Here is a 16,918-nt window from a genome sequence, read left to right on the forward strand (position 1 = left end):
ATCCAGTCCAAACCCCAATAAATAAAAGGACAGGAAAATTCCTGTCCTTTTATTTCCATACACTTAACCGCTCCGAACGTTTGACAAATTTAGCGGACATGGCACGCATTCTGGCCTTTAATAATAGTTTTCGTCCTTCAGGTGTTCTTGTATAAATAAGTTCTGCTTTACCAATCTTCTTCTGCCATTGAGCTAGGAACGTTTCCGCGTAGTCTTTCCTTCTCCCAATTTCTTCTGGTAAAGCATGATAATCATGTTTGACCCAAAGAGTTTTACCAGACTGTCGATGCAGTATGTATCTAGGGTTTTCAATTGGATCTAGTAATTCTTGTAAAGCTTGTAAAAATAACTTTTGTTCGTATTTTGTCCCTCTTTCCAGATGACAATAGACTTCACCTAATGGAGCTTGTTCCGTATATATTCGATTTTCAGAAGGCGGCGTTTGAAGCAATCCAATTTCATAAAGTGTGTGATAGATTGCTTCTCCAACCGACTTCATCCTTTTCTCTATCGAAGAATTAAACAGAAATATCCGCAATGCTTTCCACCAAAACGGCGAAGATGCGAGCACACCGAAAATGAGTCCCATACTTAGATAGACTACTCCTTCATTCGATTCAACCGTGGAAAAACGAATTTTTTCAGCAAGGGCATTAAAGGTATAAGCGATTGTTATAATAGACGTCAATACAAGCGATTTCAATGTATTACGGAGAATAAACGGTCTCGGAATAAAGACTTTATCAACTTGAAGTTCCTCGCGTTTCTGTGAACCTTCCGAAACTGCCCTTTTCCAGCGTGTAAACAACCTACTTCGATCAATAGCACGCCTAGTCATTTCTTGATTGATTTCCTCAATCGTCGCTTTAGTATAATCGTTTTGCGGAATACGCAACCTATCTATTCCGGAGACAATTAATGGCAATTCTTCATCCACCCCTGTTAATGAACGAAAGCGTCGTCTCAAGGATTTCAAGTCATATCCTCCATCCTCAAGAGCAGAATCGACACAGACTAGGTGCCATATATTTGCTGCCTTTTCCGGATTGCCCTTTTCAATTCGGATAGCGCGACCACGCATCTGGTTTGTCAGCATGAATGTACCGACATATGAAGCTAGGATCAGCGTATTGACGCTCGGTGCATCCCATCCTTCTCCAAGCAATGCGGTTGTTCCGACTAATACATCAATTTCACCCGCAGCAAAGATTTCTGTGATGAATTGGACCATCCGCTGCCGGGAAGCTCCCTGCCAAGAGATTTTCACATACCGTTCATCGTGAACCAATACTTCTGCTTCAAACTTTAACTGACTTTTCTCTAATAGAGGAAGTGAACTTTTTGGTATGATGACGATGGAACCTGTCAATACACCTAGTTTGCACTGTTCACCTAGCTCTCTTCTTGCACTTTCAAAAACCGGTATAACACCAAGCCGAACGAGAGGGCTAATGTCTTCCTTACTTTTTGGTAAATCATCACCATAAATGTAATCTGCTAATATAACCAACCTTAAAGAATCACCGAGGGATTTCTTTTCCAATAAAATTATTTTATTGATGCTGTCGAGCTTCGAAGTACTATGTAGTAGTGTCCGCTCCATCGCTTTTGTAGCAATTAATTGTACCCTTCTTCGTTCGATGGCGCCAATTGCTGATAGCTTTTTGCGAATACTTTTTATCGGTTCTTCTTTCGGATCCACCCATTTATCTTTATAAAGCAAACTGGTTAACAATTCCTGCGTCCATTCCAAATCAAATTCCGGTAAATGTTCCGCTTTTTCATCGACAAGCTGGAACGGTTTCTCCCAAGCATTACTTCCTATTTCCTTCAAGTACAATATCATACTGATAAAGTAAGCATGGTTCGCCAACTTCTCTTCCACAAATTCTTCCGATTGAATCCACGGATGAGATTGGATCAATTGTTGGAAATCTTCATTATGTAATAAATCATTTTTGAACTGCTCTACTTCTCTATGATAAAACTCAATTGGACCTTGCTCCTGTTTAGTAGGCTTAGACATCCAAATATAGTCCTGATGCGGACAAAGGTCACCTTCCTTCACGAGGGCGGCAACTTCAATCTCTTCATCTATCGGTCCGCACAACTCTATATACCTGTCCCATTCGGACTTGTCCACATCGTAAGGGGGTGTTGCGGTCAATGCTACTGTACTTAGATTTGTCAGCTTTTTACGTACATCCGTCAACGTCCTCCACCAGCTTGTCCGCAAATGATGGGCTTCATCAAGAATCAGCGTTTGAAAGTTGCATGCAAAAAATTTAGTACGTGCTACTTCTTTTTCACTAAACTCTACTTCTTCCGCTTCCTCATCATCAATCTGCTCGGTGTCATCATGCCCATTCTCATCAAACAGCGCATGTAATCCTTGATACGTGGTTACTGTCAAAAATGTTGGATTTCTCAAGTCCATCGAAATCCAATCAGGTACTTCATTCACTTGTAAAAACAATGACACAAACCGATCGACCCATTGATTGCGGATAGCCAATGTAGGAGCAACGATTAACGTCGGCTTATTTAAACGCAACATGACCTCCAATCCAAGGACTGTTTTCCCCGATCCAGGAGGGGCAATTAAATGAAGATGATTATTTTCCAAATGCTCATCTAAGTTTTTCAATACCTCAGCTTGATAACTGCGCCAAGGATAACAAAATTCAACACTTTTTGGGAAAGCTTCCATAAAATCACCTAATGTAGTTTAGTTGTATGACTAAGCATATCTTGGATGAAATATCCGTTTAACGATTATAGTATCATAGTTTGATAGGGGATATATTAGTTCATTTTACTCAAAATATATTCATCATATGTTTTGACGCAGACAATTGCTTCAAATATACTGAAGCCAACACGAATCGATCGATACCGAATCTAGAAAGGAAATCAAAATGAAACTCTACACTTTAACATCAAAACAGCATCTACCTGTTTCCCGTGAAGAAGCCTGGAATTTCCTTTCGAACCCGGCTCAATTAGAAAATATCACCGCTGATAATATGTCGCTCACACCACTCGAGCCACTGCCGCAAGCGATGTATGAAGGTATGATTATCCATTATCAAATCAGACCATTCCTTGGCATCAAATTGAATTGGGTTACGGAAATCACTCATATTGATGAAGGGCAAATGTTCGTTGACGAGCAACGTTTTGGTCCTTTCCGCTTCTGGCATCACGAGCACCGACTCGTTGAAAAAGGAAATGGCACGGAAATGCAAGATATCGTGCATTATGCAATGCCGTTTTCTCTACTCGGTTGTATTGCACACGTTGTATTCGTACGGAGCATGTTGGAAAATATGTTTAAATACCGTAAATCCGTGATGAAAGATATATTTAGTTAGTGAATTAGTCCTTGTATTTCTCCAATAGACATGGTAATTAGAAAAAGCTAGAACTGTAAAGTCCTAGCTTTTATCTATGATAATAGAAGTCATTTCCTATGAATCTATCCCTCTACCTCAGACCTTAAAGGCTCTCGTAGCTTCCACTGCTTTTTGCCATCCTGTATATAACCCTTCTCTTTGCTGTTCATCCATTTCAGGCTCGAAGGTTTTTTCTACCACCCACTGTTTGGCGATCTCTTCTTTGTCTTTCCAATACCCGACAGCCAAGCCAGCAAGATATGCCGCTCCAAGGGCTGTCGTTTCTTGGACGACTGGACGCTCTACTGGGACATTAAGGATATCACTTTGGAATTGCATGAGAAAATCGTTTTTAACCGCACCACCATCAACCCGTAATGCTTTTAGTTCTATATTTGAGTCTTGAATCATCGCATCGAGCACATCCCGCGTCTGATAAGCGAGGGATTCCAACGTTGCGCGAATAAAATGTTCCTTCGACGTTCCACGTGTAAGACCGAATAGTGCTCCGCGAGCATCACTATCCCAATACGGCGTCCCTAAACCAACAAAAGCTGGAACCATATAGACTCCATCCGTCGATTCTACTTTTGTTGCAAAACTTTCACTTTCCGGTGAAGTTTCGATGATCTTTAGACCATCCCTGAGCCATTGAACGGCAGAGCCTGCAACGAACACACTTCCTTCAAGGGCATATTCCACTTTGCCATCAATTCCCCAGGCGAGCGTTGTGAGCAACCCGTGTTTGGAACTTACTCCTTTTTCTCCCGTGTTCATCAGCATGAAGCAACCAGTTCCATACGTATTTTTCCCCATACCTTCTTCAAAACAGGTTTGACCGAATAAAGCTGCCTGTTGGTCACCCGCAATTCCAGCTATCGGAACTTCATGTCCGAAAAAGTGATAATCAACCGTGTTTGCATAAACTTCAGAAGAAGAACGAACTTCTGGCAGCATCGTTTTTGGAACGCCGAGAATGTCCAGCAACTCATCATCCCACTTGAGGTCATATATGTTGAACATCAATGTCCGGGAAGCATTGGAGTAGTCCGTCACATGTGTTTTCTGGCCCGATAATTTATAGACAAGCCAGGTATCGATGGTGCCGAATAATAAATCGCCGTTTTCCGCTTTTTCCCTTGCACCGTCCACATTATCCAGAATCCATTTCACCTTCGTTCCGGAAAAATACGGATCAAGCAACAGACCGGTTTTGTCACGGAAAAGGTCATTGTAACCTTGTTCACGAAGTTCATTACAAATTTCTTGTGTTTGCCGCGACTGCCAGACGATGGCATTGTAAATCGGCTTACCTGTATTATTGTCCCAAACAACCGCCGTTTCCCGCTGATTTGTTATCCCGATTCCAGCGACTTGATCCGGTTCAATGTCTGCTTTCCGGAGCACATTCGCAATACAAGAAAGAATCGATGTCCATATTTCATTCGCATCATGTTCAACCCAGCCAGGTTTCGGATAAAATTGCTCGAACTCCTTTTGAGCAACCTCCACAATTTCTCCATTATGATTAAATAATATGGCACGGGAACTTGTTGTACCTTGATCGAGAGCGAGTATATATTTTTCTTTTTCCATAAGATGCATTCCTCCGATTTAGCATATTTATTTCTTATCCAAATTTCATACTATACAGCCTTTGATTTTATCTCTTCCTTCTGCAGATCTTTTCTCATTTCCATATTCACTGCGCCAACAATGATAATCAGGACAAGTACACTCATAATCCAGAAGAGTGTAGAGAACTCTCCCAAAAATAATGCTTGATAAAAAACTGTGCCATATACTCCGCCAAATAATGGACCAGCGATTGGTATCCATGCATATCCCCAATCAGAGCTGCCTTTACCTGGTATCGGCAAGAGTGCATGGGCAATTCTTGGTCCCAAGTCACGCGCCGGATTGATTGCATACCCGGTTGCACCACCTAGGGAGACACCAATCGCAACAATCAATAGTCCAACGATTAACGGATTCAATCCTTCTGTAAATTGATTGGCTCCGATAAACATAAGTCCAAGAAGCAATACAAACGTGCCAATCATCTCACTTAGAAAATTTGAAAATGGACTTCTGACAGCTGGTGAAGTCGAAAATACTGCAAGCTTTGCACCAGCATCCTCTGTTTTACTCCAGTGTGGCAAGTAATTCAGATAAGCAATCGTTGCACCAAGAATCGCACCGATCATTTGCGCAGTAATATAAAGCGGAACCTTTTCCCATGGAAATTCCCCGACTGCAGCGAAACCGAGTGTTACAGCTGGGTTGATATGGGCACCTGAAATATTACCAACTGCATAAACGCCCATCGCCACCGCCAATCCCCAACCGACTGTGATGACAATCCATCCGGAATTTTCTGCTTTGGTGTTTTTCAACACCACTCCACCAACGACTCCTGCACCAAGTGTAATAAGAATCATCGTACCAATCAGTTCACCTAAAAATTCGGACATGGTTACACTCCTTTCCATAAACCATTGCTTATTTGTAGGGACGGACATTTGTAAGCGCTTCAAATTCATTGAAGTATATTACAAAAATGCCCACACTCTAAATATATTACTTAGAAAGTAAGTTAGAATGTGGGCTTGTATAATTAGTTGCTATATTTATTTTTCAATAGGTAGTTTTTTAACCGATAGCATCAGCCGTATCCAGTTTCAGATGTTTACGGACCGTGCCATGAGGATCGATGACAAACTTTCTTGCTGCTCCTCCATCGAACTTCTGATACCCTTCAGGAGCATCATCAATGGAAATAACAGTAGCATTAACCACTTTCGAGATTTGTGCACGGTCACTGAAGATTGCTTTCATGAGGTCACGGTTATATCTCATAACAGGAGTTTGTCCAGTTACGAAATGATGTGCCTTCGCGAATCCTAGACCGAAACGGATTTTCAACGTTCCTTCTTTCGCATCAGTGTCTACCGCACCTGGGTCTCCTGTTACGTACAATCCAGGAATACCTAGACGGCCGCCAGCTCTCGTAATATCCATGATGGAGTTCAGTACTGTTGCAGGAGCTTCACCAGCATCACGGCCATGTCCGCTAGCTTCAAAGCCAACCGCGTCGATTGCACAGTCTACTTCTGGAACTCCAAGAATCTGTTCAATTTGTTCGCCGAGATCATCATGTTCTCTCAAGTTGACCGTTTCGCATCCAAAGCTTCTAGCTTGTGCGAGACGCTCTTCGTTCAAATCTCCAACAATTACAACCGACGCACCAAGCAATTGTGTAGAATGTGCCGCCGCAAGTCCAACTGGACCAGCACCAGCTACATAAACGGTGGACCCCATTTTAACTCCTGCACTGACCGCTCCATGGTATCCTGTCGGGAAAATATCAGAAAGCATGGTTAAATCAAGAATTTTATCCATCGCTTGATCTTTATCAGGGAATTTCAATAGCTGGAAATCAGCATATGGGACAAGTACATACTCGGATTGTCCGCCGACCCATCCTCCCATATCCACATATCCGTATGCAGAACCAGGACGATCTGGGTTAACATTCAAGCAAATATGTGTATCTTGCTGACGACAATTGTCACAACGTCCACAAGCAATATTGAACGGAACCGATACAATATCACCTTTTTTGATGAATTCTACGTCACTACCAACTTCGACTACTTCACCAGTAATCTCATGCCCCAGCACCAAACCACTCGGAGCAGTCGTTCTACCACGGACCATATGCTGGTCACTTCCACAGATGTTAGTAGCAATCACTTTAAGTATAACCCCATGATTTACCTTTCTACCAACATTGAGAGGGTTGACCCCTGGTCCATCACGGAGAACGAGATCCGGATATCCAATATCCTTTAATTCTACTTCTCCTGGCTTTGAATACACTACCGCTTTGTTCGACAATAGACTCACTCCTTAAATTTTTTAATAATAAGGATGACTATCATGTATGCGCTTACCCACGTATAAGTATAGCATATTAAAATAAAAATTCAAATAGTTTAGATAAAAATGAATTTGCATAATATTACTTAAAACGACATAAAAACAAATAATTATCTATGAAAAGGGTCGCTTTGATGATATTTCTCGGATACATCAGAACACAACTACTTAAAAGAGGTATAATAGAAATAGATTTATAAGAGAAAAGAGTTGATGCAAATGAGTAAGTACGAATGGAGAAAGCATGCAAAGGAACTCTATTTACCGAAACAAAAACCTAATCTAATAGCTGTCCCAGAAATGAAATTTTTCACGATAAAAGGAAAGGGCAATCCGAATAGCGAGTCTTTCAAACAGGACATCGAAACCCTTTACGGCTTATCCTATGCCATCCGCATGATGCCGAAGAAAGGGCTGACACCAGAAGGTTATTTTGAATATACCTTTTTCCCTTTGGAAGGTCACTGGGATTTGGATGAGGAAGGCAGGAAGCTCGACTATCTTAATAAAGACCATCTCGTTTACAAATTGATGATCAGACAACCAGACTTTGTAACAGACGAGCTATTCGACTACGCAGTGAATACAGTGAAAAACAAAAAAGCACCTCACAATATAGACGATGTGAAATTTGAATCCATTACAGAAGGGTTATGTGTCCAAGCGATGCATATCGGGAGCTTCGATGATGAGCCGAAAACCTTTGAGGTGATGGAACAGTTTTGTATGGACAATAACTTGGATAGAGCAGAGAAAACCCATAAAGAAATTTACATTTCGGATTTCAGGAGAACTGCAACGGAGAAATTGAAGACCGTGTTGAGGTTTAAAGTCACGAAAAATTAAAAAGAGGAAACCAAACGCTCAGCATCAGCACGGAGCGTTTGGTAATTTTCAATTTATACAAGCTTTTCCAACGCCACAATCACACCGTCTTCATCGGCATAGACATAATCTCCTGGTTTCCAATGGACATTACCAAAGGTAAAACTCACATCCCGCTCCCCAATACCGTTCTTCTTACTTTTCAATGGATTTGTTCCGAGCGCTAAAACCCCAACATCCATTGATGCAATATCAGCTGAATCACGGATACAGCCGTTGATGATCACACCTGCGAGTTTTCGCGATACGGCGATACCTGCAAGACGGTCCCCCATCAGCGCACAGTTTGTTGAGCCGCCGCCATTCACAACAATTACCGAACCTTCTGGAACAGATTCCAACGCTTCTTCAAACAGCACATTATCTTCAAACACCTGTACCGTTTCAATTTTTCCGAAAAATCGCCGCTTTTTCCCATATGAACGTAAATCTAATTGACAAACTTGTACCTCGCTTGCATAGTCATCACAAATATCTGCTGTTTTAAAATTTGTCATATTCGCTCCCCCTCTTTTATTCAGAATAGTTTCTTTTATTATGATAGAAATATTAGAATTTGAAAAGAAAAAACTTGGCATCCACCAGATATATGGTGAATGCCAAGCTTACTTGCTACTATAAATTTTTCCTGCCTCAACGGGAATATGCTTAAATTCTTTTACATCAAATAACCCTTTATCCGTCAGTTTTATTTCTGGAATGACGGGGAGAGCCATGAATGACAGCAATATGAAAGGATTAAAGTCGCCCGAAAATCCAATGTGGGCAAGTGCTTGATTCAATCGCTGCAAGTCGCTATATACTTTTTCAAAACTTCGATCGGAAACTAATCCAGCAATAGGTAATGACAATGAAGCAATCAGCTTGCCTTCATGAACAACAACGATCCCTCCATTGATCCCCTTAATACTATTTATCGCTAACATTATATCCTGATCATTCGTACCTGTAGCGATGATATTATGTGAATCATGGGCAATCGTTGTTGCAATTGCCCCGGAAGTCAGGCCTAATCCATGTATGATACCTAGACCAATGTTGCCCGTTTGGTGATGACGTTCAACTACTGCAAGCTTCAGATAGTCTTTTTCAAGCGAAGGCTGAAAAAGACCATTTCTTATATCCACAGCATCGATTTTATGTTCCGTCACAATACTGTTTGGGATGACGGAAATAATATTTGCTTTCTGATTTTCGCCAATCTCCAACCGCAGATCGTCCGTTGAGATTTCATGTATCTGAATGCTATTCATAATTTTTTCAGCTGGAGTGAGCGTATTTTTTATTTTTGGCATAGTTTTTCCATTCATCGCCACCGATTCCCCGTTTACAAAAACCTCATGAATTGTAACGTCTTCCAAGCTATCCAACAACAAGAAATCTGCATCATATCCAGGAGCAATAGCCCCTTTCGTCTTTAAGCCAAAATATTCCGCAGCATTCAATGTCGCCATCTGAAAAGCCGTAATCGGATGAATACCATGCTCAATCGAAATCTTTACATTATGATCGATGCTTCCTTCTTCAATCAAATCATCCAAATGTTTATCATCTGTCACAAACAAGCAGCGTCGGGCATTATTCTCATTCACTGCTTGCAACAGTGTTTTTAGATCACGGGATGCGGACCCTTCACGAAGCATGACATACATGCCTCGACGTAATCTGTCTCTCACCTGTTCCGCTGTTGTACATTCATGATCGCTACGGATACCCGCTGTCATGTAAACATTTATTCCATTTTCATCAACCCCAGCGGCATGACCATCAATTACTCTATTGTTACTTGCTGCATCCAGCAATTTGTCGAGCATCGCATCATTTCCTTGAAAAACTGCGGGGAAGTCCATCACTTCACCTAGGCTGATCACCCGTTCCTCGTTGTAAAAAGGAAGTAAGTCTTCATCTGTCAACACGGCCCCTGCATTCTCGAATGGGGTGGCGGGAACACAGGAAGGGAGACCGATAAATACATTTAATGGAATATTTTCAGATGCATCGAGCATAAACTTAATACCGTCGACACCGCTGACGTTTGCAATTTCATGCGGATCAGCAATGACTGATGTTACACCATGCGGTAATACAACATTCGCAAATTCCGCAGGTGTAACCATCGCGGATTCAATATGAACATGTCCATCAATGAAACCCGGTGTTACAAACTTTCCTTTCGCATCAATGACTTTCTCCCCTGCAAAACTCCCAATTCCAGCAAATACACCATCGACAATAGCGATATCTGCTTCAACAATTTCATGGCTGAAGACATCCAGTATTCTACCGTTTTTAATAACTGTGTCAGCAGGAGTTTTCTTGGCAGCTACTGCGATTCTCTTTTTTAATTTGTTTTTATCCACTATTCACCCTCCTTCCAACACAATCATTTTTTAGTAAGTATTCAAAATGGAGGATGAAAAGGACCGAGCAGTTCGAGGCGGCTTAGCTTTGAGCACCGGAATGTACGTTTGTAGGTACATGAGGAGCGGAAAAGCAAGCCAACGAAGAAATGCGAAGAGTCATTTTCACCGGACATTTTGAACATCCTATTTTAGTGGCCGCCGACCATAAAGTGAATGATGAATGCAATCGTGATAAAATAAACAATCCAGTGTATTTCCTTAAATCTGCCAGTCATCATTTTCAATGCAGTATAGCTGATGAAACCAAATGCCAACCCTGTTGCAATACTATATGTTAAAGGCATCATAATGATTGTTAAAAAGACAGGGATAACATCAGTATAGTCATCAAATTTAATATTCGTGATTTCTGTCAGCATCAATGCACCGACAATGACCAGAATAGGCGCAGTGGCAACACTTGGGATAAAGCCTACGAGTGGTGCGAATAACAGGGCAAATAAGAATAGAACCCCTACCGTAAGTGCGGTTAATCCAGTTCTTCCCCCTTCAGAAATACCAGTCGCATTCTCCACATATGCATTAAGTGCTGTACTTCCGAGTGAAGCACTCGCCATCGTACCAACCGCATCTGCTTGAAGTGCTTTATCTAAATCTTGGATTTTACCATTTTCATCTGTCAGGCCAGCTTTCTTAGTAAGACCGATTAATGTAGCTAGGTTATCAAATAGTTCAACAATCGTAAAGGAGAATATAACAGATAGCACCCCATAGCCAACGGCTGCCATAATATCCATCTGCAAAAATGTTTCAGCTACGCTAGGGAGTTGGAAAGAGATAACATCACTCGCAGCTTTTGGAACCTCAGCAACACCAGCAATCATCGCGATGATGGTTGTGATGATGATCGTCAGCAATAGTCCGCCTTTAATTTTCTTCGCCATAAAGAACCCGGCAATCACGATACCTATCGCAGCAATTAATGGACCTGCTGCTGTAATATCACCCAATCCAATGACTGTCGCCTCATTAGCGGCAATTAAACCGGCGTTTTGGAAACCAATAAATGCAATGAATAGACCAATACCAACCCCGATTGCCGACTTCAATGGGGTCGGCACACCCTCCACAATCTTCTGCCGTATTCCCGTAACGGTAAGGATTAAGAAAACGAGACCGGAAATGAATACAGCACCAAGTGCCGTTTGCCAAGTCAGCCCTAAACCAATAACAACGGTATACGCGAAAAATGCATTCAGACCCATACCAGGTGCTATAGCGACGGGATAGTTTACCCAAAACGCAAATAAGAACGTACAGAACACACTCGCGTAAATCGTTGCCGCAAAAGCTGCTTCATGCGGAATTCCTGCATCTGCCAGTATCATCGGATTTACAATAATAATATAACTCATTGCCAAGAAAGATGTTAAGCCTGCGATCAATTCTGTTCTTACATCTGTACCCCGTTCAGACAGTTTAAATAATCTTTCCAGTAAATTATTCTGATTCGGTGGGACATTATTTTTACCTCGGACTACTTCTTCCGCCTGTTTTGACATACTCCACACCCCTTTATTAACTTTATTTGTTACTCACCAATGGCGGGTTCCTGACACCGAAATTTTTTTATTCTCCTTCACCCCCCCTACAAGACATTTTTGCTTCGAACAGGTTTTTCTCGCAGTTTTTTATACAGAAAAAGCCACAGTAAACTCCTGAAATTCAAGATGATTACTGCGGCTCATTTCTTTTCCGTAAACAGAACAAGAATGTTGATACCGCTCTCAATATAAGGCATAAAGCGAAATACACTTCATTGCCCAGCAAGCTATACTTTTGGCATTTTTTGTCTTTTTACACAGGATTATTGGATATCCTTTGCTTATATATATTCCATCCAATAATCAATTATTCTACGATTAAAGAAGCTGGCATTGGATTTTTTACTGATTAAATCGGTTCAATAAACACATCCATGATGCCGCCACAAATTCCGCCATCTTCATACATGATGCCTTTTGTTAAATCAACCTGATGCTGGCAAGCCCTGCCTTTCTCTATCACCATAAAAGACTTTTCAATCACTTCTCCTTCTCCGCAGCCACCGCCTATCGTTCCATAGATATCTCCATTGGAAAAGATAAGCATCTTCGCTCCAGTACTCCTAGGCGTGGATCCTTTCGTTCGAATGACCGTAGCAACCGCAGCCTTCTTACCTGCTTTTTGTACAGACATGACTTTATCGAAGAACTCCATGTTGTTCATTTTCTTACTCTCTCCCGGAATTTTAATTGTGAATAGCTAGAGATTTTTTCCTTTAATGAGTTGCCCGTTGCAGTATGTTTTACTTTTAGTATTTCCGCCAAAATGCTGATTGCAATTTCCGCAGGCGTTTGCGCACCAACATCCAATCCTACAGGTGAGTAGATGTTTGTAAAATTATGGTCCGTGAATTCTGTCTTCAACTGTTCAAACACACCAGAAATCCTTCTTCTGCTGCCGATCATTCCGATATACTTGGTTCGCTCCTCGGGTTCCATTTCCTCCTCACGTCTCAACAGTTCCTGCAGACTGACCACATCAAATTGATGTCCCCGTGTCAACAGAAGAATATACGTTTCAGATGTAATCGGTACGTGACGGAAAAAGTCAATATATGGTGCACAAACTACCTTGTCGACATAAGGAAAACGTTCCCTGTTTGCAAACTGCTCTCGATCGTCAATGACCGTCACATAGAAACCAAGCATCTTCCCCATTTCCGCGACAGGTTCAGATACATGACCAGCTCCAGCCACAATCAGATGAGGCGGAGCTTGAAAGACCTCTATGAAGCATTCAACTTTTGTTTCCTTATATTGAATCTCAATTGTTTTTGTTCTGCGAACCTCCAGTAAAGGCAAACTGCACTTAATGATTTCGGATTGTAACTCGGAGGGAAGTTGATATTCATCATATAATGTGCCATCCTTTTCTAAGAGCAACGACGTACCAAGTAATGCTTTATCAGTATGACGAGTAATCGTAATGAGAGCAACATCCTTCTGTTCTTGGATAGCTTCTGAAAATCTTTCGTATAGTTGACGACTCATCAAGGCACATCACCTCGCAGTCAGCGTTTGTTTTTTTGTAGCTTGCATTGCCTGGTAAACCCGCTCTGGTGTTGCCGGTAGTTGATAAATCCTTGCTCCTGTAGCGTCATAAATTGCGGCCATGATCGCCGGGATAATCGGAATCATCACTACTTCAGCAATTCCTTTCGCACCGAAAGGACCACTATTCTCATTAGATTCCACAGGAATGGTTTCAATGACAGGTGTTTCTCTGATCGTCGGGATTACATAATCTGTGAAGCTTTTTGTTTTGTTGTAGCCGTTTTCCATCAATACGTCTTCATACAACGTATAGCCAATTCCCATGACAGCTCCGCCTTCACATTGCCCTTCCAGTCCTTGTGGATTCAAGACTTTTCCACAATCGGGAATCGTAACGACCCGAAGAACCTCGGTTTCACCGGTTAATGTATCAACCTCTACCATAACAACATGCGTCATATAACCGTAAAAATGGTGAGGGGCCCCACCGGAATTTTTCAATTCTTCTTTTTCTCTTGGAAGGTAGAAATGACCCTCCACCACCATTGGTTGGTGTTTTTCATAAAGATGTTCATAAATTGCTTTATAATTTACAGCACGTTTTTCCTCTCCAGCTACATGTAACTTATTTTCCGAAAGCTCGATTTGGTCTGCTGAAACTTGTAGGATTTCTGCCGCAGCTTCAGCCATTAAGCCGATCATTTTCGGAGCTGCAGTAGCAATTGCACGACCACCTGTGTATGTTGAACGCGATGCAGAAATTGTTCCGCTGTCCAGAGCCTCTGTCGTATCTCCCTGTATAACGTCGATATCTTCTATATCACATTTTAAAAGCTCTGCTGCAACTTGTGCGTACACTGTCCCATTTCCTGTTCCGATTTCCTCGATGGCAACCGCAACTTTAAACCGTCCATCTTCCAATAGCTCGATTGTAGCTGCACCATAGTCGGGGGTACCAAGACCCATACCGATGGCATGAAAAGATGTGGCAACAGCAACACCACGTTTCTTCCACGGTTCACTAGCTTGAGCTTTATATACGTCCCTGTTTTTCCATAACTCACTTTGTTCCGCCTTCTCTAACGTTTCCACTGTACCGACACTTGAGGTGACGACATGCCCAAGACTGGATTTTTCTCCTTGACAGTAAGCGTTCTTCTTCCTGATTTCAATCGGATCGAGACCAGTTTTTTCCGCAAGCAGGTCAATATGTGTCTCAATCCCAACACAAACCTGGTTGACCCCAAAACCGCGAAAAGCACCGGCAATTCCATTATTCGTAAATACGCAAAAGCCTTCCATATCCACATTAGGAATTTTATAAGGACCAGCGCCATGTTCGATTGCGAGGGCAACAACCGCACCACCTAATGAGGCATATGCCCCGGTATCCGCAACAGCCCGCAATTTATGAGCGATTAACGTACCATCTTTTTTCGCTCCGGTTTTCACCGTTACTTTAAAAGGGTGGCGTTTAATCCCAGCTGCAACCGATTCCTCACGTGATAAGTGAAGTTTCACCGGTCTGCCTCCCGTGTTCATCGCAAGTAATGCTAAATAAATTTGTACGGTTATTTCATCTTTCCCACCAAAGCCTCCACCATTGGGACTGGAATAAATATGAATGCGCTCTGGATTCAGTGCAAGAGATCGTGCAATTTGCAGCTTATCCCGGTGACCATATTGGGATGGACAATGAATCGACAGGGACCCGTCTTCCTCCAACACGCCCCAGCCACCTTCCGTCTCTAAAAATGCGTGCATTTGCCGAGGGGAATAGAATGTATTCTCAAAAATATAATCCGCCTCTTCAAACCCTTTCTCGATATCACCATTTTGGATCGTAATATGACTATGGATATTTCCATCTGGGTGAAGCTGTGGAGCACCTTGTACCATAGCACTTTCCGGATCTGTCACAGCTTCCAGAGGATCATAGTCTACATGGATTAACTCAAGAATTTCCTCGGCAGCTTCCTCCGTTTCCGCTGCAACCAACGCGACGGCATCACCCAAACATCTCACTACGTCTTCACACAGCACCGGTTGATCAGGTGTTACAATACCAAACCCATTGAAACCTGGTATATCTTTATGTGTTAACACGCAGATTACCTCTGGATGTTCCAGTGCTTTTGCTATATCAATCGACTTGATTTTTGCAAATGGATACTTTGCCCGAAGTACCTTCCCCCAAACCATATTCGGGAATTTTAGATCTGTTTTATATTTCTGCTCTCCGGTCACTTTTTCTGGTCCGTCAATTCTTTTTACTCGTTTCCCTACCCATTTTAATTGTTCTTCCTTCATCGTTTGTACTTCTTTTATTTCGTTACTCATCTTTCATCCCACCTCTGCATCAAGCGGTGTAGACCTCTTTCAAGCAACGCACTTGCCATACTCCGCCGGTATTTAGCGCTTCCTCTGACATCTGATATTGGCATCACTTCTTTCCAAGCTGCTCCGGCAATATTTTGGATTGCTGTCTCATCCAATGGACCAAGGGTAAGCATTCTTTCGCATTTTTTAGAGCGAATGATTGTTGGTCCTACAGAGCCAAATGCAATTTTTCCAGAGAGACACTCTCGCGGGTTCTCCCCCATTTTCAAATTGATGGCCACATTAACAATCGAGATGGATTGGGCTTTTCTTGGACCTAACTTTTCAAAAATACCAATTTCATTTTCTCCCTGAGGCTGAATGATGATATTGGTAATCATCTCATCTTGCTTTAAAACCGTTCTCCCTGGTCCCGTAAAAAATTCATGGATAGGAACGACTTTCTTATCATGAAATGAGCTTATTTCTATTTTTGCATCAAGTACATAAAGTGCAGGAATCGTGTCACCTGCTGGTGATGCAGTAGCAAGATTTCCCCCGAGCGTCCCCATATTTTGAAGTTGAACCGCCCCCACCTCTCTAGATGCTCCAACGAGTACATCCGCTTTTTCCTGAAGCAACTCTGATTTAACTATATCTGTATGGGTAGTTAACGGGCCGATATGAATCCCATTTTCTGCTTCGGAGATAAAACGCAGCTCATCCAATCGCTTTAGATTAATCCATATTTCCGGACGAAAGTAACCATCCTTCATGCGGACGACCGCATCTGTCCCTCCGGCAAGTAGACGAGAAGATTTCTCTTCTTCATGCAGAAAGTAAAGGCATTCCTCAACCGTCGACGGCGAATACATATCCATCTCTGAAACTCTCATCTCAACCCTCCTTGAAAAAA

Annotated in this window: 13 protein-coding genes; 2 read left to right on the top strand and 11 right to left on the bottom strand. The window is 42.1% G+C overall.

Translation table 11 applies throughout. From position 1 onward, the window contains the following. Positions 1–49 precede the first annotated feature (49 nt). Positions 50–2,710 carry a DEAD/DEAH box helicase family protein gene (locus ACFSBH_RS21060; RefSeq protein ID WP_379599610.1) on the bottom strand — a complete coding sequence of 887 codons (2,661 nt, stop codon included), beginning with the start codon at positions 2,708–2,710 and terminating at the stop codon, positions 50–52. A gap of 208 nt (positions 2,711–2,918) precedes the next feature. Between ACFSBH_RS21060 and ACFSBH_RS21065 the strand changes: the two genes are divergently transcribed. Next, positions 2,919–3,374 (top strand): SRPBCC family protein, encoded by a 456-nt coding sequence (locus ACFSBH_RS21065; RefSeq protein ID WP_251512258.1) that lies wholly within the window; start codon positions 2,919–2,921, stop codon positions 3,372–3,374. A 117-nt stretch (positions 3,375–3,491) separates the two neighbouring features. Here the strand turns inward: ACFSBH_RS21065 and glpK are convergent, their stop codons facing one another. From glpK to fdhA, 3 genes are all read right to left on the bottom strand, one after another. Next, positions 3,492–4,991, bottom strand: coding sequence for a glycerol kinase GlpK (gene glpK, locus ACFSBH_RS21070; protein WP_251512259.1), 1,500 nt, complete (start codon positions 4,989–4,991; stop codon positions 3,492–3,494). 50 nt (positions 4,992–5,041) lie between these two features. Continuing rightward, positions 5,042–5,869 (bottom strand): MIP/aquaporin family protein, encoded by an 828-nt coding sequence (locus tag ACFSBH_RS21075; protein ID WP_251512260.1) that lies wholly within the window; start codon positions 5,867–5,869, stop codon positions 5,042–5,044. A 178-nt stretch (positions 5,870–6,047) separates the two neighbouring features. Continuing rightward, the gene (gene fdhA, locus ACFSBH_RS21080; protein ID WP_379599613.1) at positions 6,048–7,304 is read right to left on the bottom strand and encodes a formaldehyde dehydrogenase, glutathione-independent; all 1,257 of its coding nucleotides are present in this window, start codon (positions 7,302–7,304) and stop codon (positions 6,048–6,050) included. Between the two features lie 252 nt (positions 7,305–7,556). Between fdhA and ACFSBH_RS21085 the strand changes: the two genes are divergently transcribed. After that, positions 7,557–8,183 carry a GyrI-like domain-containing protein gene (locus ACFSBH_RS21085; protein WP_251512262.1) on the top strand — a complete coding sequence of 209 codons (627 nt, stop codon included), beginning with the start codon at positions 7,557–7,559 and terminating at the stop codon, positions 8,181–8,183. A gap of 53 nt (positions 8,184–8,236) precedes the next feature. Here ACFSBH_RS21085 and rraA read toward each other — a convergent pair whose 3' ends face one another. The 7 genes from rraA to ACFSBH_RS21120 form a co-directional block, all read right to left on the bottom strand. Further along, positions 8,237–8,719 (bottom strand): ribonuclease E activity regulator RraA, encoded by a 483-nt coding sequence (rraA, locus tag ACFSBH_RS21090; RefSeq protein ID WP_251512263.1) that lies wholly within the window; start codon positions 8,717–8,719, stop codon positions 8,237–8,239. Positions 8,720–8,827: 108 nt separating this feature from the next. Beyond that, on the bottom strand, positions 8,828–10,582 hold the full coding sequence (gene ade, locus ACFSBH_RS21095) for an adenine deaminase (protein ID WP_379599616.1): 1,755 nt from the start codon (positions 10,580–10,582) through the stop codon (positions 8,828–8,830). Positions 10,583–10,773: 191 nt separating this feature from the next. Beyond that, positions 10,774–12,147 carry an NCS2 family permease gene (locus ACFSBH_RS21100; RefSeq protein WP_379599618.1) on the bottom strand — a complete coding sequence of 458 codons (1,374 nt, stop codon included), beginning with the start codon at positions 12,145–12,147 and terminating at the stop codon, positions 10,774–10,776. Positions 12,148–12,538: 391 nt separating this feature from the next. Further along, positions 12,539–12,853 (bottom strand): XdhC family protein, encoded by a 315-nt coding sequence (locus ACFSBH_RS21105; RefSeq protein WP_251512266.1) that lies wholly within the window; start codon positions 12,851–12,853, stop codon positions 12,539–12,541. Further along, complete coding sequence (locus tag ACFSBH_RS21110; protein WP_251512267.1) at positions 12,850–13,680, bottom strand: XdhC family protein; 831 nt, start codon at positions 13,678–13,680, stop codon at positions 12,850–12,852. The genes ACFSBH_RS21105 and ACFSBH_RS21110 overlap by 4 nt, the downstream gene beginning before the upstream one ends. 9 nt (positions 13,681–13,689) lie before the next feature. After that, the gene (locus ACFSBH_RS21115; RefSeq protein ID WP_379599621.1) at positions 13,690–16,023 is read right to left on the bottom strand and encodes a xanthine dehydrogenase family protein molybdopterin-binding subunit; all 2,334 of its coding nucleotides are present in this window, start codon (positions 16,021–16,023) and stop codon (positions 13,690–13,692) included. Continuing rightward, positions 16,020–16,898, bottom strand: coding sequence for an FAD binding domain-containing protein (locus ACFSBH_RS21120; RefSeq protein WP_379599622.1), 879 nt, complete (start codon positions 16,896–16,898; stop codon positions 16,020–16,022). The genes ACFSBH_RS21115 and ACFSBH_RS21120 overlap by 4 nt, the downstream gene beginning before the upstream one ends. Between the last annotated feature and the right edge of the window lie 20 nt (positions 16,899–16,918).

The organism is Oceanobacillus luteolus, from assembly GCF_042678205.1.
GTDB lineage: Bacteria > Bacillota > Bacilli > Bacillales > Amphibacillaceae > Oceanobacillus > Oceanobacillus luteolus.

Bases quoted from the DNA above. Each gene is read 5' to 3' on its own strand.
- ACFSBH_RS21060 (WP_379599610.1), bottom strand. From the start codon at position 2,710: ATGGAAGCTTTCCCAAAAAGTGTTGAATTTTGTTATCCTTGGCGCAGT.
- ACFSBH_RS21065 (WP_251512258.1), top strand. From the start codon at position 2,919: ATGAAACTCTACACTTTAACATCAAAACAGCATCTACCTGTTTCCCGT.
- glpK (WP_251512259.1), bottom strand. From the start codon at position 4,991: ATGGAAAAAGAAAAATATATACTCGCTCTCGATCAAGGTACAACAAGT.
- ACFSBH_RS21075 (WP_251512260.1), bottom strand. From the start codon at position 5,869: ATGTCCGAATTTTTAGGTGAACTGATTGGTACGATGATTCTTATTACA.
- ACFSBH_RS21085 (WP_251512262.1), top strand. From the start codon at position 7,557: ATGAGTAAGTACGAATGGAGAAAGCATGCAAAGGAACTCTATTTACCG.
- rraA (WP_251512263.1), bottom strand. From the start codon at position 8,719: ATGACAAATTTTAAAACAGCAGATATTTGTGATGACTATGCAAGCGAG.
- ACFSBH_RS21100 (WP_379599618.1), bottom strand. From the start codon at position 12,147: ATGTCAAAACAGGCGGAAGAAGTAGTCCGAGGTAAAAATAATGTCCCA.
- ACFSBH_RS21105 (WP_251512266.1), bottom strand. From the start codon at position 12,853: ATGAACAACATGGAGTTCTTCGATAAAGTCATGTCTGTACAAAAAGCA.
- ACFSBH_RS21110 (WP_251512267.1), bottom strand. From the start codon at position 13,680: ATGAGTCGTCAACTATACGAAAGATTTTCAGAAGCTATCCAAGAACAG.
- ACFSBH_RS21115 (WP_379599621.1), bottom strand. From the start codon at position 16,023: ATGAGTAACGAAATAAAAGAAGTACAAACGATGAAGGAAGAACAATTA.
- ACFSBH_RS21120 (WP_379599622.1), bottom strand. From the start codon at position 16,898: ATGAGAGTTTCAGAGATGGATATGTATTCGCCGTCGACGGTTGAGGAA.